Source organism: Catellatospora tritici (genome assembly GCF_019083965.1).
Lineage (GTDB): Bacteria > Actinomycetota > Actinomycetes > Mycobacteriales > Micromonosporaceae > Catellatospora > Catellatospora tritici.
In genome coordinates this window covers 1-20105 of record NZ_JAHRCY010000005.1, presented here as the reverse complement: position 1 = coordinate 20105, position 20105 = coordinate 1, and the positions used below count along the sequence as shown (strand labels likewise).

The following is a 20105-nucleotide window of genomic DNA, read 5'->3' as shown; positions in this document are numbered from 1 at the left end:
CATGCCCGCACTCACCCGAGGACAGAAGATCCTCGCCGCGGTCGCGGTGCTGATCGTGGCGCTGTACGTCACCGGCGTGGCCACCCAGAACGACCAGCAGTCCATGGCCGACCCCACCGACAACGGCCTGGTCCAGGCACTGGGCGACTGGTTCGGCGACCCCGATCCGGTCGACCCGGCGGATCTGACCGCCCCGTGCCGCACCGGCGACACCCTCACGGTCGAGGGCAGCTGCGTGCTGACCGTCGCCAGGGCCGACGCGGACCTGCGCGAGGTGGCGCTGCGCCCCGACGCCGCGCTGCACCTGCACACCCGCGCCCCGCACGACGACACCGCCCTCGACCGCGACGTCCCCGCCGGGGAGCGCATCAAGGTCGCGGTCGACGGCGACGGCGTGGACATCACGCTGACCTGCGACAAGTGCACCGTGACCGTTGGAGGCAGTGATGGATAGGCTGCGCACCCCGTTCTTCTTCGTCTCGCTCGTCGCGTTCGGACTGGTCGTGGCGGTGGAGACGGGCAGCTCGTTCCTGCTCGGGCTCACCACCCCGGCCCTGGACACGGCCACGCAGCTCGGCGCCGACGTCCCGCCGGGCGTGGCGGAGCGGCCGGGCGGACTGGCCATCTCGTACCTGGCGCTGATCGACGTCGTGCTGCTGGGCACGGCGGTGCTGATGGGCGTGGCGATCCTGGCCTCCAAGCGGCTGCATGCCCGAGCCCAGGGGGTGGTCACGCTGATCGGTGCGATCATCCTGATCATCACGGCGCTGGTGCTGCTGTTCGTGGCGATCGCCAAGCTCGTCCTGATGATCGGCCTGCTGCTGGCCTTCCCGTTCGGGACGATCGTGTACCTGATCCTGTTCGGGTCGTTCCCACGCGGCGAGGCGGCGGTGGTGCTGTCGCTGATCATGTTCCTGAAGGTGGTCGGCGCGGTCTGCCTGGTGCTGGCGCAGCAGCGGTTCCTGCAGAACAAGGGCCTGGTCGCCATGATGATCACGTCGCTGCTCGGCAACGTGGTGGCGGTGTTCCTGCACGGGCTCGTGCCGGGGGTGCTGGTCAGCATCACGGACGCCATCGCCGGGATCGTGTTCGCGATCGTCGGCATCGTGTGGGCGATCATCCTGATCATCGGGTCCATCCCGGCGATCATCCGGGCCGTCCAGGCCACGGTGGACAACGCCAAGCAACTGCGGTCGGCTGTGCCGAACGCCGCCCAGAGCTGACCCGGCCGTTCGTCATCGAGGACAGGGCCCATGACCAGCAAACTTCCGGTCACGGGCCCTGCCAGTCCCGGTCCACGGGCACGCCGGATACGAAACGATCGCTGCAGAGTTCGGACATTCCGCCACTGGACCATGCGGTCAACGAACTTAGCGGGGGTCGAGATGCCTGCGGTAGCGTCGTGTCGTCGCGCAGTGGTGCATAGCCACTGATTGACGACTTGCGGAAGCCGTAGGGGGTCGCGGGCTACGGCATTAGTCACCATTTCGCACAATGATCAAATCTGGACAGGAAGTAGATCACCGAGGCCCTCACCGCTGACCCGCCACCGCTGACCAGCGCTCGCCCTCAGCCGGGCCAAGGGCATCGACATCCGGCAGAATCCCAGCCAGAAGCACCACCGGCACCTGGAGCCGGTGCTGGTGGTGCTGTCATCGGTTAACGTGACCGGCGCACTTCAATGCGACAAGCAGCCCTTGGAGCATTAAAATGGGAACTCACGAAATGAACCCGACTTGCTGCATTCCGACAATGAAATCGGTTATCGGAAAGTCGAGTCGCGCCTGCACAGCGAACACGGCAATGGGAGTTGGGAAGATGACTTGGTGGTGCTGCCAGACCTTTTTTGTGGCGAGTACCCTTCCATCAATGATCGAATCTCCATCCGAGGAGAATTGAGCACCACGGGTAAAGACCAACTGAGGCCGTTCGTTGTCCTCTAAGTACGAGGCGCTGATGTTACCCACCGCCGCTATGGGAGCTCCAATCGCCGGCGCAGTTCCAGCAGCCGAGGACAGTTGCTCCACTCCCGTCTTATCGTTTCCATCCGTGAAGCTTGCCAGTGCCTGCACGACTGGCAGGCTGGGGCCAGCCCCACTCGCCACCTGATCCGCAATCGCTTGCTCGACAGCGGAAATCGGTGCTGAGCACTCACCTCCACCCCCCATGGATCGGCAGACGAACTCCACAAATACCTCTGGCCCCCGGTCGCCGACGCACCGCCCAGCTTCCATGCACGCCAGATGATCCATCGCTTCTCCGACCGTGAAGCTGCGTGAGCCGCTATACCCGAAGCCGCTCCTCATGGCCTCATACGTTTGCTCGCTGACGTCCTGACCCATGATCTTCAACTCACGGATCTTGCGGATCGCTTCCTCAGCTCGTTTCCGCGCGGCGGCAATCCCTGCTTCATGATGCTTCACCCGGGTCTGATATTGCGCGACAGTCTCCTCCTCGAACCGAAGACCCGATGCATCGCTGAAGGTGGTGGGATTTCCTCCGCTATACGAGTAGCCGTGTGCCTGCTGGGGGTTGGTCAGATCCAGGACTGGGTCGACCGAGATGAATCGGCCGAGTGTGGCGTCGTACTCGCGCGCACCGAGGTGCACCAGACCTGTCGAGTCCTTGGTGCCGCCGACGTAGCCTCTCGTGCCGACGAACAGGCCTTGCGATCCGCGGGTCTCGCCGTACGGCATGGTCCTGTTCCTGGTGGTGCCCAGGCCCACGGAGTTGATCTGAATCTGCTGGGTCCCGTGGTGGTCACCGACGATCCAACGCAGTCCCGCACCGTCTCGCACCGCGATGGTCTGCCCGTCTGCGGAGTAGTAGCGGGTGGCCGCCAGGGTGCCCGAGTCGCGGTCGATTTCGGTGTGACCGAGATAGAGAGTGGTCTTCCCGCCCGTCTTGCCGAGCAGCCGGTTGCCGTCGGCGTCGTACACATACTCGGTCGTGGTAGCACCTTGGGTGACTGTTGCCAGGTGTCCTTCGGGGTTCCAGTTCAGAACCTGGCCGACACCGGCGTCGGTCTGGCGGTTGACCGTGTTGCCGGCGTTGTCATAGGTGAACGCCCTGTTCGCGGTGCCGGCAAGCGGTCCTGCGGCCGCGACGCTGGTCAAGGAGTGCGGTCGGACCGCACCGGGTGCCGGGTAGGTGTACGTCCACGTGGTGTCCGCCGCGGCACCCTTGTCGACCTGCGTCTTACGGTTGCCGGTGTAGTCGTCGAAGGTCCACTGGCGCCAGTAGGGGTCGGCGCCAGCGCCGCCTGGGACCTTGGTGGCGCCGCAGTCCCAGATGGCGTTGGTCCATGCCTCGGTCATCCGGCGTAGGGCGTCGTACTTGAAGCACTCGACCTGGTCCCGTGCCCCGTTGGTCCTTCCGGCGATGACTTTGACGTCGCCGATGGCGTCGTAGCTGTATTCGCTGGTGAACTTGTCGCTGAAGGTGCCCGGGGTCGTGCTCTCGGTGTCGACCTGGGACACGTCGAGGCGTCCGGTGCCCTGGTTGATGGTGTTCGTCAACCGCACCTGAGCTCCTGCGGCGCCGAGCGTGACCCTGTTCAGCGGCCCGTAGTTGTAGTAGGTCCGGCTGGCGACGTAGGTGGTGGTGCTGGGTCCGTAGTCGGAGGTGACGGTCGTCGGGTAGCCGAGGTTGTCGTATCCGTAGGTGATCACCTCGTCTTCGGCCAGCGGCGTCCCGGCCGCCCCTACCCCTGGCACTGTCATCGAGGTGATGTTGCCGGCCTGGTCATAGCCCAGGTTCGTCTGGTAGGTCTTCACGGCCGGGTCCATCACACCGGCCGGGACGGTGACGAAGTTGCCGGTGGGTTGGTAGCGGTTGTTGTATCCGGTGACGCCGGTGACGTACGCGCCGGTGGTGTCGTAGCGCGTCGCCGAGGTGAGCTGCCCCTTGGCGATGGTGTCGTAGAGGTAGGAAGCGAGCTTCGTGCCGCCGGTGCCGACCGGGCCCGACCAGCGTTCGATGACGCGGGAGAGGTCGTCGTACTTGTTCGAGACCTTCCCGAGCGGGCCCTGGGTGTAGTCGACGCGGCCGGCCGAGTCGTAGGCCGTGGTCGTGGTGCCGGCGTCGGGGTCGACCGCAGTGGTCATGCGACCGGCCCAGTCGTAGGCGTAGGTCCAGTCGTTGCCGGCCGGGTCGGTCATGGCGGTCATACGCCCGAGCAGGTCGTAGGTGTAGACGGTGTCCTGGTGGATGGTGGCGGTGGTGTACTGCTCCAGCTTCGTGGTCTTGCCGTTGACGTCGAGATACGCGATGGTCCTGGTGCCGCCGGCCGGAGGCACGGTCTCGACCCGGTCGCCGTAGTAGGTGGTGGTGGCCTGCCGCCATGCGCTGGCGGTGGTGGAGTAGTCCGCCACGCTGATCGGCCGCGACAGGTGGTCATAGGTTGTCTTGTGCCAGGCGGGCAGTGCCGTCAGGGCCGGGTTGAGCAGCCCCGATCCGGCGGCTGAGGCGTTGTGCACCGGGTCGCCGGTCGCCGCGACGTTACCGCGGGCGTCGTAGGTCGTGACGCTGACGATCCGGCCACCGGCCGGGCTGGCCGTCTGGACTTCCCTGGTGCGGCCACGGCCGTCGAGGTAGGTGAACGACGAGGCCCAGTTCCCCGCACCCGACACCAGTTTCTCGGTCTGCGTGCGCGCGGGCGCGGTGGGCTGGCCGATCCCGCCGTCGTAGGTGATCTGGTATGCGAACCGCAGCGATCCCTGGCCCGCTGTCTCGCCGGGCAGAAGCACCTCGGTGGTGCGGCCCAGGCGGTCGACCTTCAGTTCGGTCACCTTGCCGTTGGCGTCGATCGTCTTGAACGGACCGCCCTGGTAACGCGACATGAAGATGGTGGTCTGGTGACCGGCGATCGGGCCGGCGGTGACGATGCCGTTCTCCGGCCAGTTGACCGCCGGGTTGTAGGTCGTCGTGGTGGTCTTTCCCGCCGCGTCGGTCGCGCTGGTGACACGGCCGAAGTTGTCGTACACCGACTCGGTGGCGGTGTACTTGTTGCTGGCGCTGTATGTCTTGACCCAAGTGGGGTTGCCGTCGTCGAGATACTGCAGCGGGCCGGTGTCGATAGACCCGTCGTAGTAGGTGATCGTGCGCCCGATCTCCGCGCCCGGGGTCTGGGTGTTGCACGCCGAGCCCTCACGGGTGATGACCGTGTCCGGGTAGTCGAGCAGGTAGAGCGCTTCGTTGCGGGCGTAGTAGATGTTGGTGCAGGTGTCGTCGGCGGTGTCGGCGAGGTTGCCGTGGTCGGTGACCGTCTCCGGCTGCCAGAACACGTTGTCGTAGGTCGTCGTCTTCTGGGTCTCGCGCCAGCCTCCGCCGGTGACCTTCTCCCGGTTCTTCTCCAGCGTGACGAACGTCCGGTACGAGTTGTTGTAGCCCGGCCCGTCGCCCATCAGCGGATACCCGTACTCGTAGCGGGTTGACCCGACCTCGTCGTAGGTCGCAAGGGTCGGATCGGAGTTGTAGGTGAGCATCTTGTAGCGCTGGACCTGCAGCGTCCGGCCGGTCACGGCATAGTGGTCGACGCGCCAGTGGTCGTCGAAGTCCTTGATCATCGTCTGCTTGAGGGTGTCGTCGTCCTTGCGGTCGTAGTACATCCCCTGGAAGAAGGTGTGCGTCTCGACCGTGTACTGCGACGGGTCCGTGCCCGAGCCCTGCAGCACCCGCACCTTGCCGTAGCCGCGCCAGTCACTCCACGACTCGTCCGAGTCCGCGACGAACGGAGAACGCGGGTGAGCCCAGGTCGCGGTCGACTGCGAGTAGTCGTACTGGGTCACCTGATCCGGCGAGCCGCCCACCAGGTCCTTGTAGACGACCTTCGTGACGAGATACTTGTGGAAGATCCCGAAGCCGGAATCGTTGCTGTCTTCCGGTGTGTGGAAGATGTTGTAGCAGTCCTCGGTGTTGACGTCCCAGTTGCCGACCTTGGTGTTGTACCAGGTGCTGTAGCCCGGCTGGTTCGATCCGCCGTCCGGGCACGGGTCCTTGCGGCCGTAGGTGATCTCGATCTTCCCGCCGAACCCGTTGTAGATCTGCAGCAGCCGCGGCATCCGCAGTGCCGCGACACCCAGGCCGTCCTCGTCGTAGTCGACGCGGCCGTCCAGGTCGGTCCGCGAGTCGAAGTTCACCACCGGCAGGGCGATCTTGGTGGCGTCGTCGCCGATCAACCCGATCGGTCGCAGGTAGTCCAGGAACAGCACCTCACCGGTCAGACCAGGCGGGTTGATGAACTTGTACCTCGCCTGCACCCGCGAGATGTTCTCCCAGCCGTTGGTCACCGGGTTCCACGTGTAGGACGTGACCATGTCCAGGCGCGTCGAGGTGAAGAACGCCTGCGAGTAGTTGCCGCACGAGGTCGCCGAACACAGCAGATCGGCCGGCACGTCCGGATACGACGACGGTGAGGACGCCTGGGTCGGACAGGCGTTGGCCGGGTACGGGTTGGCCACCACGTCGTCGGTCAGCGTGCGCTCGACACACCGGTTCACCGACGTGAACTCGACCTTTCCGACAGGGATCGATCCAGCCACGGTGTCATTGCGACCGTATTCGATCCGGTCGAGATAGCCGCCGCGGTCGTAATCCAGGATGCTGCCGGTCTTGGCGCGCTTGTAGTAGTTGACCTCGCGGGTCCAGAACAGGTTCGTCTGGTTCTCGTTGCGGTCGACGATCTGGTCGAGATTCCACCGCCACGGATCCTGGCACGATCCGGTGAACGCGCTGTTGCACGGCTCGCCCGGGTCATCGCCCAGGAAGTTCATCTTCCACACCGCGTCGCGCACGAACCCGAACCGGTACTTGGCCCCGTCCGGCGTCGACACCAACCAGTACCCGTCCGACTCGGCCCCACCGGCCAGGTTCTCGACCTTCCAGCCGAAGTCGTCCTTGGTCCGCCACTTGCCGTCCGTGGTCTTCACCAGCTTCGTGGCCTGACCGTTGAGCGAGATCGTCATCTGCGCCGAGAGGATGTCGTCGGTGCCCGTCTCGCCGTCGTGCTTGTCGGGCGACTCCCAGCACATCTCACCCGCCAACGCACCGTCAGACGGGTAGTCCTCCTTGCACGAGTAGTAGGTCCGCTCGATGTAGCCCGGACTGAACGACCAGCCCAGACCGGCCCAGCCACCCTGGTTGTTCGTCCATCCCGTCACGCCGTCCACACCGCTGGAGCTGTAGGACAGCGACAGACCCAGCGGGCTGCCATAGGGCAGCGGCGGCTCCGGCAGCGGATAGGAGTAGCTGAACCCGCCCGAACTCAGGCCTATCTGCCACTCGTCCGACGGCTTCAACTCCGTCGCCTTGTACGAGCCGGTCGAGCCACCCTCCGCGACGGACATCACCGCCAGCACCGTGCCCGAGCCCTGCACCGCGGTGCTCTCATCAGCCAGCACCCCCGACCGGTTCGCACGTGCCGCGGCGATCTGGTCACCGCCGACTCCCACGACCGCGCTCAGCACACCCCGCGCCAGATCGTTGACGCTCTCCACCCGCCGCGGATTCGCCGTGCACTTCGCCACCTGCGGAGTCTTCACCGCACACGCCGGCAACTCCACCAGCCGCAACCGGTCCGCGACCGACCCGCCGAACGCCTGCGCGTACGGCGAGTAGTCGACACTCACCCGCACGTGACCGCCCGACAGCACGCTGTCAGCACGCGTCAGCGAGAACACATGACCGACCGCGCCGACGGCACCGGCCGCCGCATGGTCGAAGGACTGAACCCGCACCGCCCCGACGGGACGTTCGGCAGCGAACGCCCGCGCACCCGATTCCGCGCCGACCGGCGACACCGACACACCCAGGGTCGCGCCGACGCTCTGCGCGCCCGCCTGCCGCCCGGCCGTGGCCAGATCCAGCACCGCCACACCCGGCTGCGGCCACTTCGGCGCGGACAGCCGCGCCGTCCTCGCGACCGCGTCGTCAGGGTCAGGCCCGCGGTCGGCCACAGTCAGCGGCCGTCCGGCCACCGACACACCCACATCCAGCAGATCAGGACTCGCCGCGGCAGCCCTCACCGGCACCCCGACGAACGGCAGCAACCCCACCGTCAGAACCACAGCCAGCAGAAACGGCAACCGACGCAGGCGCACGCGCCGCCGAGCAGACACCATCACACACACTCCCCCGAGGCGATCAAGTGCACGCACGGTAGCCCAGAGTTCGACCATCCCGTTGTCCCGCGACGAAGAATCGTTATCGACGTGATGCTCATGATTGTTTGGTTCGCCTGGGGCGGCCTAGCGGTCGAACCGGCGGACAAACGTGTCCACCATCGACGAAGCACTGGAAACCGGGGATCGTGTTTGGTGACGCGGTCGTGACGATCCGACACGCACCGACCTCACTGCCGCGGCGCGTGACTCGGCCCGCCGTACCCAACGGCGGGCCGAGCCACGCGGTGCCGCTACGACAGGGTCAGCGCGGTGTCGTCGATGACGAAGGAGGTCTGCAGGGACGCGTCCTCGACGCCGGTGAACTTGATGACCACCGTCTGCCCCGCGTACGCGGAGACGTCGATGGTGCGCAGCGCGTACCCGGTGTTCTTGTTCAGGTTCGAGTAGCTGGCGATTGTGGTCGAGCCCGCGGCGACGGTCAGCTTGTCGTAGGCGACCGTGGTGGTCGTCTCGGCGGTGTCGATGTGCAGCCAGTACGTCAGCGTTGCGCGGCACCCGGCCGGGATCGTCACCGACTGCGACAGCGTGTCGGTGTGGGTGCTGCCGTACCCGTTCAGCCAGGCCTTGTACGACCCGCCGTGCGCCGCCTGACCCGAGCTGTTGTCGATCACGCCGCTGCTCTGGGTCCACGGGGACGTGCCGGTCTCGAAGCCCGGGTTGCCGAACAACTGCCCGGAGCAGGTGCCGCCCGACGAGCTGACGGTCCAGCTGAAGGACGCCGTGCCGGTGGCGTTGGTGGTGTCCTTGGCCGTCACGGTGACGGTGGTGGTCTGCGCGGTGGTGGGCGTACCGGTGATCTTTCCGGTGCTCGCGTTGATGGTCAGGCCCGCGGGCAGCCCGGTGGCGCTGTAGGTCAGCGTCTGGCCGCTGCCGGAGGAGCTGGCGGTGATCTGCAGGTTCACCGCGGTGCCGACGACCGAGGACTGGTTGCCCGGGTTGGTGACCGTCACCGTGTTGCCGGTGCCCGGCGGCTTGGGCAGCAGGCAGCCCGACACGGTCAGGTCGATCGCGCGCGAGGCGTTGAGGCAGGTGGTGAACCAGTACGTCTGCTGGCCGTAGCTCTGGCCCTGGTAGACGTGGGTGGTGCCGTTGGCGTCGACCTCGCACGGGTTGTTCAGCGTGCAGGACTGGCCGTCGTCGTTGCCGGTGTTGTTGATGCCGACGACGTTGTTGGTGGCCAGGTCGACGATCGGCGAGCCGGAGGTGCCGTGGGTGGTCTGGCAGCCGGAGTTGTACTTGATCGAGTCGTGCCAGGTCCACACGCCCTCGCGCAGGGTGGGCACGAACGCGCTGATGGTGCAGTTCCAGATCTGCTTCCAGTAGCTGGACGGGATGAACATGCTGCTGCCGCTGGCCGGGCGGGTGGCCGAGATCGTCAGCGCGGTCACGCCGTAGCTGCTCTGGATCGAGGCGAACGTGGTGTTGAGGCGGTACAGGGCGACGTCGGTGTCGGTCATCGTCGCGTAGATCAGCTGGTCGGCGCGGACGGTGCCGAGGCCGGTGCCGGAGGCGTTGAGCAGGGTGCCGGACCGGGTGCTGCTGCGGTTCTGCAGCACGTCCCCGGCGCCGGGCATGCCGCCCTCATAGCAGTGGCCGTTGGTCAGCATCATGGCCCGGTCGGTGCTGACGGAGCTGGGGAAACGTACGAGCGAGGCTGAACAGTTGTTCAACGCGATCGTCGCGTTGAGGCTGGCCGCCTGGAGGGTGACGGCGGTCGCGGGGACGGCGGGGACCGCGATGGCGGCCGCGCCGAGCACGAGTGCGCCCACGGTGGTGGCGATTCGTCGGAACATGGGGGCTCCCAGGGGGTGTGAGAAATCGCCGCCAGTCTATGGGCAGCCTCACCCTCCAGTGAAGACCATGAATAACCGCGCCGATCGACCCAGCGAGCGGTCAGCGCTCGGCGCCGTCCAGCAGGGCGCGCACCTGGGCGGCGAGCGCGACCGACGCCTCGATCTCCACCTTGCGGATCGACACGCTCTCCACGTTGAACCCGAACGGCATCCCCAGGTGGCGACAGAACTCGCTGAGCTCCCGCGCCGCGGCGACACAGTAGTCGTACGACTCCGCCAGCGGGTCGGCGGCGTGGGTCAGCGCGTTCTCCAGCCAGCGCGGGATGCCCACGCCCAGCCACTTCAGGAAGGCCAGCGTCTTGAGTGAGCCGCACACCGACAGGGTGAACAGGACCGGCCGCGGCGCGATGCCCTGCTCGCGGCAACTGTGGAAGTAGTCCGACACCAGGCTCTTGGTCGCGTCGACGTCGTAGACGACCTGTGAGATGAAGAAGGCGCAGCCGCGGGCCTGCTTGGCGGCCAGGCGCAGGTGCTCGTCACCGCTGCGCACGTACCGCTCGGTGATGGCCACCCCACCCAGCAGCAGCTCCGGCCGGACCTCGTGGCGCAGCACCTGGGCCTGCGGCAGGCTCGTGTGGATGGTCTTCTGGCTCGACGACGCGCCCACGAACACGCTCAGCACGCGGGCCGGGTCGGCCCGGTCCAGCCACGACCGCAGTTCGTGCTCGGGGTACTTGCCCACGCAGCGGTAGACCACGACCGGTCGGTCCCAGCCGGTCAGGTACTCGTCCTGGAAGCGGGCCGGATCCATGGTCGGCAGGTACGGGAAGGGGCGCTGGTCGGGGTTGCGGTCGCTCTCGTCGTCGATGTCGTAGAGCACCAGGCCGTCGACGTCGAGAGGGGCGAGCCGGGCCATGGTGACGGCAGCGATCTGGCGCACCTCGTCGGGGGTGGCGCTGCGGCGCGGCGGCGTGATGCCGAACAGCAGGACACCGCTGTGCGCGTCGGTCAGCAGTTCCCGCAGCGGCGGCCGCCCGGTCGGGGTCTCGGCGGCGTTGGGCGAGGTCACGGTCTGCTCCAGCATGAACCGACCTTAACCAGGTCGTCTGTGGCGTGTCTTCGCCCAGGATTGCCGTCTCACATAGTCGACACGACTCGGGTGGTCAGTGTGCCATGGTCTGGGCGGCGCGCAGGTCGTCGAGCAGCTCGACCTGGATGGCCAGGACCTCGGTCAGGATGCGGCGGGCGACGGCCAGCAGCTCGGCGACGTGCGGGCTGACCAGCGAGTAGTAGACGGTCGAGCCTTCCTTGCGGGTGACCACGAGGTTCATCTTGCGCAGCACGGCCAGCTGCTGGGACAGGTGGGCGGCCTCCAGGCCGACCTCGGGCAGCATCTCGCCGACGGAGTGCTCGCGCACCGACAGCAGCTCCAGCACGCGAATGCGGGCCGGGTGGGCCAGTGCCTTGAAGAACTCCGCCTTGGCCTGATACAGCGGTTTGCGCACCGGTCCACCTCCTCCATCGTCCCCAAACCGTACCGGGCGCATTCGCGGGCTGCCGGGCTGCCGGGGGCGTTCCGATCAGCGGACCATGCGGCCGGGGCGGGACAGGGCGAACAGCCGTCTGGCCAGGGCCTGCAGCAGCACCAGACTGGTGTCCTGGTCACCGCGGCGGTGCATGACGTGCGCGTGGGTGGCGATACCGAGCAGGCGCAGTCCGTCCAGGCCCCAGGCGGTCGCGTTCGCGTCCAGGTGGGCGTGCAGCGCCGCGAACTCGGCGGCGGCCTCGCCGCGCTGGGTGGTGCGCCGCACCGCGGGCACCAGGCCGTCGACCACCAGGAGGTATCCGTGCCAGGCCGAACGTCGCTGGGGTTCCATCTGGCTGCACGCCCCTTCCGCTGTCGGCCATCCCGGCCGCGCGTGCTCGGGCGCTGCCCGCCGAACCCGCGGCGACGCATTAGTACTTGCTAAGATACGCAACTATTCAGCTCGACGGGCACCGGGTGTACGCAGCCCCCGCCCGAATGGCAAGATTCGTCCCATGTGGACAGAGGGTGCCTCGGCCGACGCGATCGAGCTGGCACACAGACAGGTCGCGGCGGCCGCCGCGATGCTCGCCCAGCACCGTCCGGCCGGTGGCGGCCTGTGCAGCTGCACCCGACAACTGCCCTGCTCGGTGGCGCTGGCCTGCGTACGCGTGAGCGAGCGGCACAGCCGGTTGCTCGGCCTCACCCACCCCACCATCGTGCTGCCATTGGTGCGCGAACAGGCGCCCGGCAGCGAGGAGACACCCCCGCAGGGTTGATCGCCACGACGACAAGGGTCCGTACAAAATTCAAGGGTTCCGATGCCTTGTGCCGCTTCGGCGGTTCTGCTTGGCTACGGCGAGCCGTCCACATCGGCATGGACACAAGGAGCCCTTCATGAGACTGAAAACGGTTACGGCAGGACCTGCCCTAGCTGTCTTCGTCGCCGCGGCGATCGCCCTGAGCGCACAGCCCTCGGCCGCCGCCCGACCCGCCGGACAGACCGGTGCGACCGCACCGGCCCTCGTCGGCACCCTGGCCGCGCCGGTCATCGACGTGAACAATGTCAAGGCCCACCTGCAGCAGCTGCAGACCATCGCGACCAACAACGGCGGCAACCGGGCGACCGGCACCGGCGGCCACACCGCCTCGGTGACCTACGTGCAGCAGAAGCTGCAGGCCGCCGGCTTCACCGTCACCCTGCAGACCTGCACCACCTGCAACGGCTCGGCCAAGAACGTCATCGCCGACTGGCCGGGTGGCGACACCAACAACACCTACATGTTCGGCGCGCACCTCGACAGCGTCTCGGCGGGTCCCGGCATCAACGACGACGGCTCCGGCTCCACGGCGCTGCTGGAGGCCGCGCTGCAGCTGGCGGCGGCCAACCCGACCATGGCCAAGCACGCGCGGTTCGGCTGGTGGGCCGGCGAGGAACAGGGCCTGATCGGCTCGAAGTTCTACGTCAACTCGCTGACCTCGGCGCAGAAGACCGCGATCAAGGCGTACGGCACGTTCGACATGATCGCCTCGACCAACGGCGGCTACTTCGTCACCGGCACCGACGCCGTCGCGGTGAAGCTGCGTGAGTACTTCACCTCCATCAGCGTGCCGACGGAGACGTCGACCGAGTGCTGCAGCGACGACGGCTCGTTCCGCAACGCGGGCATCCCGTCCTCGATCAACTCGACCGGCGCCGGCTTCACCAAGACCAGCGCGCAGGTCACCAAGTGGGGCGGCACCGCCGGTGCGGCGTACGACCCGTGCTACCACAAGGCGTGCGACAGCTACCCGTCGAACATCAACACGACGTCGCTGGGCCGCTTCGCCAACGCGATCGAGTACGCCGTGTGGAACCTGACCACCGGCACCGCGCCCGCCAATGACTTCTCGGTGTCGCTGAGCCCCACCTCCGGTGCGGTCAACCCGGGTTCGTCGACCACGGCCACCGTCAGCACCGCGACCACCTCGGGCAGCGCGCAGACGGTCAGCCTCAGCGCCTCCGGCGCCCCGTCGGGCGTGTCCGTGAGCTTCAGCCCCACCTCGGTGACCTCCGGCGGCTCGTCGACAATGACCGTGTCGACCACCTCCAGTGCCGCCCCCGGCACCTACACCATCACGGTGACCGGCACCGGGTCCGTGACCCACTCGGCCACGTACACGCTGACCGTCAACGGCACCGGCGGGTGCACCGGGGCCGGGCAGAAGTTCGCCAACCCGGGCTTCGAGTCCGGTGCCACCTCGTGGACCCAGTCCTCGGGCGTGATCGGGCAGAACACCGGCAACGGCGCGCCGCGCACCGGCACGTGGTCTGCGTGGCTGAACGGCTACGGCTCCACCCACACCGACACGCTGTCGCAGTCGGTGACCCTGCCGACCGGGTGCAGCAGCTACACGCTGTCGTTCTATCTGAAGATCGTCACCGCGGAGACCACGACCACCACCGCGTACGACAAGCTGACCGTGCAGGCGGGCACCACCACGCTGCAGGTGTTCTCGAACCTGAACGCCAGCGGGTACACGCTGCGCTCGTACAACCTGTCGGCCTTCGCGGGCCAGACCGTCACCATCAAGTTCACCGGCGTCGAGGACTCGGGCCTGCAGACGTCGTTCGTCATCGACGACACGGCCGTGACCGTGTCCTGACGCGACAACAACCGGTGGCCGGTTCCACGAACCGGCCACCGGTTGTTAATGTCGGCGCCTGTGCGTACGCGGATGGTGCTGGTGCGGCACGGCGACTCGGTGCACAAGGCAGACGGCGTGGTCGGCGGCCCGCACGGCTGCGGCGGCCTGACGCCGCTGGGACACGAGCAGGCGGCCGGATTGGCCTCGCTGCTCGCCGCACGGGCGGACCAGGACGGGTGGGGTGAGACCGTCGCGGTCTACACCTCGACCCGACGTCGGGCGGTGCAGACCGCGGCCACGGTCGGGGCGGCGTTCGGAGTGGAGCCGACCCAGGACTGCGGCCTGTGCACCTGGCACGTGCCGGACTATGCCGACGGCATGGCGGTGGAGCGGTTCCTGCGGGACCACGCCGCACCCGGCGGCGGGGTGTTTCGGCCATTTCAGGACGGCAACGAGACACCTGCCGAGCTGCTCACCCGGATCAGCCGCGCGCTGGTGGAGATCGCCTCCCGGCACCGGGGCGCGACCGTGATCGTGGTCGCGCACGCGGAGACGGTCGCCGCTTCGTTCACCGGGCTCGGCCTGCTCGGCCACTGGCACCCGTTCGACCTGGTCAACGTCGGCAACGCCACGGTCACCGAATGGCTCACCGACGACAACCCGGCGGCGTTCCCGCCGCCGCGCTGGTCCCTGGTCCGCTTCAACGCGTGAGGCAACCCGCCGCCAGCGGCCGTCGCGGGCGCGACGCCGCCTGTTGTCCGACCCGGCTACCTTGAGCCGATGGCTCGCGGCGCGAAAAGGACGCTCCGACGCAGGGACATCCAGGCGCGGGTCGTGTCGGCTGTGGTCGCGAGCGCGGCACTTGCCGGTGCCTGGATCATCGACCGTACCGGCGGCTCCGTGCCGCGGTTCGCGTTCCTGCTCGCGCCGGTCGCCGTCTGGGCGGCGGTGATCGCGTACGCCCAGCGGGTCGTCGTGAGCCAGACCTCCATCGCCGTGTACTCGATGTATCGCGTCAGCACGGTGCCGCGGCACATGGTGGCAGCCGGGCAGCTCGGCAGTGACGGCAAGCTGCTCGTCCAGACCACCGACGGTCGGACCGTCGTCATCCGGACCGGGCCGTCGTGGCTGTGGGAACCGAGAAGCGGCAGGCTCGATCGAAGGCTGGGCCAGCGCGAAGCGGCCGAGCAGCTCAACGCCATGCTTCGCGGAACCCCCGCGTTGCTCGACACCGCGACGCCCCGGACCGCAACACCTCGGATCGCCTGGCGATGGGGGGTCGTCGCCATCGCGGCGGCGTGCCTGTTCGCCTTCGCGGCGGGCTGCCTCGGGCCTGACCTGCTGCACTACTGACGGGCCGCGCCAAGGGACCGCACCGATCTTCTCCGGCAGCTCACGCCAGACGGTCACCGCCACGCGATCAGAAGCGGTTACGCAGGCGCATGGCGTTGGGTCGACCGTCGGGATCGCAGATCAGCTCGTAGACGAGCCGAGCGGGCAGCCTGCGCCAACCGCCGACCTTCGGCGGGACGTAGCGGCGCAGTCTGGTGCGCGGCCGCGGACCGGTGCCACCGGCCTCGTGCCAGCCGTCCAGCTCCCTGGCCGCGGCAGCGAACAGGTCGAACGCCGCCCGCGGCTCGCGCAGCCGCCCGTCGGGACGCCCTCGCCGCCGAACACGTGCTCACTCATCAGCTCCAGCCGCAGGTCACGCGCGTACGCGGGGACCTCCGACTCGTCGACCACCGCGCAGGTCAGCTCGGAGTCATAGGTCCACGAGCGCAGGTTGAAGTTGTCCGAGCCCACCGTCGCCCAGGTGTCGTCCACGACGCACGACTTCGCGTGTACGTAGATCGGCGTCCCGGCGGCGTTCTCCAGGCCGTACACCGCGACCCGGTCGCCGCCTGCCCGGCCCAGCACCTTCATCGCCTGCTTGCGACCCCACGACTCGGCGATGGAGATGGTCGGCGAGGCCGCGTCCGGGACGAGCGGCACCACGCAGATCAGGCGCAGGTCGGGGTTGGCCCGCAACGCCTCGGCGAACGGCTGGATCACCCGGGCCGACCAGAGGTACTGATCCTCGACGTAGATCAGCTGCTGTGCCTTGGCCAGCGCTTTGAGGTAACCGCGCGCGATGCTGCGCTCGCCGCGCGGGGCGAACGGATAGCGGCCCAGCCGCCGCCGCGGGTACGTGCGCAGCGTCTGCACGCTGTGCGGACCGCACGCGGGCGGGTCCGGCAGCTGCTCGGGCAGCGCCGGGACCTCGGTGCGCAGCCGGGACAGGCGGTCGCGCAGCCAGTCCAGCACGTTCAGCGACAGCGGGCTCGGGTCGAGCCATCGTTCCCGGAACACGTGCTCGACGTCGCCGACCGCAGGACCACGCAGCTGCAGCTGGATGTCGTGCCAGGGCGGGTTCGGGCCGTACACCTCGGCCATCGGTGGGGCGAGCGGATCGCCCTGGTGCTTGGTGTCGTCGTTGCGGCCGCGGCACAGGTCGATGCCGCCGACGAAGGCCACGTCGTCCTCGGGGCGGTCGGGGTGGCGGACCACGAACATCTTCTGGTGGTGCGAGCCGCCGAAGCGGACCCGCATGTCGAGCAGGACGTGCGCCCCGGCCTCCTGCAGCTGCTCGGCGAGCTGGCGGTTCTGCGGCGAGCTGAAGTGCAGCCAGTCCGGGTGCGAGCGCCACAGCAGGCCGTACACGTGCACCCCGCGTCGGGCCGCGTCGCCGAGCACCTTGGTGACCTGGGTGCGCGGCCCGTCCAGGCGCTCATCGGGGTCGCCGCGCCAGTCGGTGAACATCACCACGTCCCCGGCCCGGGTCCGATCCAGGACCTCGACCAGCTCATGGAAGTACGCCGCTCCGTGCACCAGCGGGCGGGCCAGGTTGCCCCGGGTCCAGGCCAGGCCGTCGCCGCGCCGCCGGTCGATGTCGGTGGCGGGGTTGCCGCGCTCGTCGGCGGACAGGAACCAGCTGCCGGGGGTCACGCCGGCGACCGTACCGTCAGCGCCACGGAAACCGTCAGGGGCATCGAGTTCGCGATGGTCGGCTCCCACCCGCCGCGGCAGGCCGGGTCTCAGAAGGTGATGAACCCGTACAGAGCCTTGTGGTTGGACTTGGTGGAAGCGACCGTGTACCCGACCGGCGAGGCCTGGACCGTGCCTCGCACGAACAGATAGTCGATCTTGCTGGACCCGTTGGTCGCGGCGGTGCCGTAGCCGTTCATGCCGTATCCGCTGAGCGTGCTCGCCGGGATGCCGGTGCGGTTGGCGTCGATGCCGACGATCCGGATCGTGGAGGCGTTCATCAGGTCGGTCGCATCGACACCGAGGTGGATGCCGGTGGCGCCGATGCCCTTGTCGCCGTCGCCCGCGCAGGCGTTCTGGCGGTTCTCCTGCGGCAGATGCATGGTCGCGGCGAAGACGCTGGTGCCGGTCTCCTTGATGGTGAACCGGGCGGCGATGGCGCTGGTGCGCTTCCACTTGTACTGGTCGGTGGTGTCGGGGTCGGCGTTCGGCGGCTTGTACAGGGTGCACCCGGCGCCGTCGGCGTAGGCGGTGCCGGGCTTGAGCCAGCCCGCGCTCCAGTACTTCGACACACCGGTCAGGGACAGTCGCCCGGAGTGGTAGATGATGCCGTTGGTCTGCTTCTTCTTCAGGTCGCCGAGGGACTGGTCGTCGCACTTGTGGGTGCTGCCCCACGGCTCGGGGTCGTCCCAGACCACGATCGCTTGGTACGTCCCGGCGGGCAGCCCGAACTTTGCCGACAGCTGGTCGGCGTACGCGGTGGCCTGGCCGGTACCGCGGATCTGCTGCACGATGAGGATGTCGGGCGCCTTGACCCCGCTGGTGCCGGTGTGGCCCGCGTCGTCGACGAGCATCGAGGTCAGGTGGTCCGGTCCCGAGATGCGGGTGCAGGACCCGTCGGAGTTGTTGACCACCAGGTTCTCGATGTTGTTGTTGTAGACCCGCAGCACGCGGTCCGCGGCCTGCGCCGGGACCGGCAGCGCCGTCACCGTGGCGATGGCGGCCAGCACCGCCAGCAGCCGAATTCCGATCCTGGCGCGCATGCCCGGCCCTCTCGTCGAGTTGTGCCGCCATCCTGCCGGGCCCCGCTACAGCCGACCTACAGGTCCGCCACAGCGGGGCCCTGAGCGTCATGGGCCCTGGACGTCAGGCCCGCAGCGCGGTCTCCACGATGCCCGCGTAACCGACGTGGCCGGACCGGTTCGGGTGGTAGGACTCCCCCGTCGGCAGCGACGTGCCGTTGAGCCATTCGACGTCGTCGCAGACAGCGTGTCCGGTGAAGGGACCACGCGCGTCGACGAAGACGAAGCCGTGCGCGGTGGCCCTGGCCTTGATGGTGGTCGCGAGCAGGTCGGCGGCCGCGTTGAGTTCGGTCTGCTCTCCGGGCGAGATGCGGGCGATGACGTTGCACTCCTCGCCGTTGAACAGGCGCGGGTAGCCGACCACGGCCACGGTCGCGTTCGGGGCCAGGGAGCGGATGCGGTCGTACAGCCCGTCGAGCTGGCCGGGCAGGGTGTTGCGGATGTAGTTCTCGGCGGTGTCGATCTGACCCCAGCAGGTGTAGGGCCAGGGCTTGGCGCACTGGACGATCACCGAGGACCAGCCGATGTCGTTGCCGCCCGCGCTGACCGTGACGTACCGGGTCCCGGCGTTGAGGCTGCCCAGCTGCTTGTTGAGGACGTCGGGAATCTTCGCACCGGCGCAGGCGGCGAAGGTGAGCGTGGCGCCGAGGCGGGCGGCGTCGAGGACCGGATAGGCGTACGAGGAGCGCTGGCACGTTGTGTCGAAGTACTCGCGGGTGCCGGTGCCGGAGGCGTAGGAGTCGCCGAGGGCGGTGTAGGTGGGCGCGGCGGCGTGGGCGGGTGCGCCGAGCAGGACGAAGGAGAGGGCCGCCAGCAGGGGTACGGCGGCGCGGAGCGGGAACGGCATGTGGCTCTCCCAAGGGGTAGGGGGTGCGCACATGCTGCCAGAAACATTCACGAACGTGAAGGTCCACGCGTGCCGCCCGGGTAGGGCGGCACGCGTGGTGAACGTCCGATCAGGCCTGGGACGAGTAGCTGCTGAAGAAGCCGGAGTCGATCGGGTTACCGGCGTTGTCGAAGCAGTTGACCAGCACCAGGATGTCGGTTCCCGCGATCGACCAGGGCTTGTGCAAGCCGCAGAACGACGGCGTGGTGCCGTACGCGGTGGCCTGGGAGTTGCCGGGCAGGCTGGCCGCGAGCTGGTAGTACTTGATGGTCCACACCGGCGGGCCCGCGCTCAGGCCATTGCTGCCGAAGATCGAGTTGTAGTTCGTCGACGCCGGGCCTGCGCCGGGCACGTTCCAGATGTAGCCGAAGCGGTTGGGCGGGAAGGCCGGGCCGTACAGCGACCGCTTGAACTGGTACGTCGAGGTGAACGCGTTGTCGGCCAGCGCACCGAGGTGGTTGTAGCACAGGATGCGGAAGAACTGCCCGTTGGGCGAGGACTGGAAGCTGGCGACCTTGCAGCGGGCGGCCGCGGCGGCGTTGACCGCGGTCACCTGGATGCCGCCGTCCTGCGGCCCGGGGGTGCCCAGGCCGGTGAACGCGATCGAGTACTGGCCGATACCGACATGGGTGCAGGTGGTGCCGAAGCCGAGCGTGGTGTAGTTGGTGATGATGCCGCAGGCGGCGTTGTTGTACATGTAGCCGTAGAGGCCGCCGCCGATGCCGCCGGAGCTGCGTGCGAACTGGACCGAGAAGCCCGGGGCGGGGTCGAGCACGCCGGTGGTGCGGTAGCAGGCGACCTTGACGATCTCGTTGGGCGGCAGCGACGTGTCCGGGCCCCAGCTCTCGGCCTGACAGAAGCGGCCGTTGGGGCTGGTGAGCGCGTCGTGCACGGCGGTGACGTGCACGACGCCACCGGCGATGCCCTGGCCGGGGAACTTGACCGTCCACCGGCCGGGCACGCCGGGGGTGACCGACGTGGTCG

At 68.3% G+C, this 20105-nt stretch carries 15 protein-coding genes; 6 read left to right on the top strand and 9 right to left on the bottom strand.

All coding sequences use genetic code 11. The features are described 5' to 3' along the window. Position 1 precedes the first annotated feature (1 nt). Both KUA19_RS12365 and KUA19_RS12360 read left to right on the top strand, forming a co-directional pair. Positions 2-454 (top strand): hypothetical protein, encoded by a 453-nt coding sequence (locus tag KUA19_RS12365; protein WP_217396101.1) that lies wholly within the window; start codon positions 2-4, stop codon positions 452-454. Beyond that, positions 447-1223, top strand: a complete 777-nt coding sequence (locus KUA19_RS12360; protein ID WP_217396100.1) for a hypothetical protein — start codon at positions 447-449, stop codon at positions 1221-1223. The genes KUA19_RS12365 and KUA19_RS12360 overlap by 8 nt, the downstream gene beginning before the upstream one ends. Positions 1224-1718: 495 nt before the next feature. Here the strand turns inward: KUA19_RS12360 and KUA19_RS12355 are convergent, their stop codons facing one another. The 5 genes from KUA19_RS12355 to KUA19_RS12335 form a co-directional block, all read right to left on the bottom strand. Then, complete coding sequence (locus KUA19_RS12355) at positions 1719-8054, bottom strand: RHS repeat domain-containing protein (protein WP_217396099.1); 6336 nt, start codon at positions 8052-8054, stop codon at positions 1719-1721. A gap of 359 nt (positions 8055-8413) precedes the next feature. Further along, positions 8414-9976, bottom strand: a complete 1563-nt coding sequence (locus KUA19_RS12350; RefSeq protein WP_217396098.1) for a S1 family peptidase — start codon at positions 9974-9976, stop codon at positions 8414-8416. 100 nt (positions 9977-10076) lie between these two features. Next, a complete protein-coding gene (locus KUA19_RS12345) occupies positions 10077-11060 on the bottom strand; it encodes a methylenetetrahydrofolate reductase (protein ID WP_217396097.1) in 984 nt (327 codons plus the stop codon). 79 nt (positions 11061-11139) lie between these two features. After that, positions 11140-11481: an ArsR/SmtB family transcription factor gene (locus KUA19_RS12340; protein ID WP_217396096.1), complete on the bottom strand. Its 342-nt coding sequence runs from the start codon at positions 11479-11481 to the stop codon at positions 11140-11142. A gap of 75 nt (positions 11482-11556) precedes the next feature. Next, positions 11557-11853, bottom strand: a complete 297-nt coding sequence (locus KUA19_RS12335; RefSeq protein WP_217396095.1) for a hypothetical protein — start codon at positions 11851-11853, stop codon at positions 11557-11559. A 163-nt stretch (positions 11854-12016) separates the two neighbouring features. Here KUA19_RS12335 and KUA19_RS12330 point away from each other — a divergent pair, with 163 nt between their 5' ends. The 4 genes from KUA19_RS12330 to KUA19_RS12315 all read left to right on the top strand — a co-directional run bounded on the left by KUA19_RS12330 (position 12017) and on the right by KUA19_RS12315 (position 15482). Beyond that, positions 12017-12280, top strand: a complete 264-nt coding sequence (locus KUA19_RS12330; protein WP_217396094.1) for a hypothetical protein — start codon at positions 12017-12019, stop codon at positions 12278-12280. Positions 12281-12398: 118 nt separating this feature from the next. Further along, positions 12399-14147, top strand: a complete 1749-nt coding sequence (locus KUA19_RS12325) for a M28 family peptidase (protein ID WP_217396093.1) — start codon at positions 12399-12401, stop codon at positions 14145-14147. Positions 14148-14207: 60 nt separating this feature from the next. Beyond that, positions 14208-14840, top strand: coding sequence for a histidine phosphatase family protein (locus tag KUA19_RS12320; RefSeq protein ID WP_217396092.1), 633 nt, complete (start codon positions 14208-14210; stop codon positions 14838-14840). Between the two features lie 123 nt (positions 14841-14963). Continuing rightward, entirely contained in the window at positions 14964-15482 is a 519-nt protein-coding gene (locus KUA19_RS12315) for a hypothetical protein (protein WP_217396091.1), read from the top strand. Positions 15483-15602: 120 nt separating this feature from the next. Here the strand turns inward: KUA19_RS12315 and KUA19_RS12310 are convergent, their stop codons facing one another. From KUA19_RS12310 to KUA19_RS12295, 4 genes are all read right to left on the bottom strand, one after another. Further along, positions 15603-17114 (bottom strand): phospholipase D family protein, encoded by a 1512-nt coding sequence (locus KUA19_RS12310; RefSeq protein ID WP_308167417.1) that lies wholly within the window; start codon positions 17112-17114, stop codon positions 15603-15605. Between the two features lie 89 nt (positions 17115-17203). Next, positions 17204-18196, bottom strand: coding sequence for a hypothetical protein (locus KUA19_RS12305; protein ID WP_217396090.1), 993 nt, complete (start codon positions 18194-18196; stop codon positions 17204-17206). 103 nt (positions 18197-18299) lie between these two features. Further along, the gene (locus tag KUA19_RS12300) at positions 18300-19082 is read right to left on the bottom strand and encodes an SGNH/GDSL hydrolase family protein (protein ID WP_217396089.1); all 783 of its coding nucleotides are present in this window, start codon (positions 19080-19082) and stop codon (positions 18300-18302) included. 109 nt (positions 19083-19191) lie between these two features. Further along, a partial coding sequence (locus KUA19_RS12295; protein WP_217396358.1) for a hypothetical protein occupies positions 19192-20105 on the bottom strand: 914 nt, incomplete at its 5' end.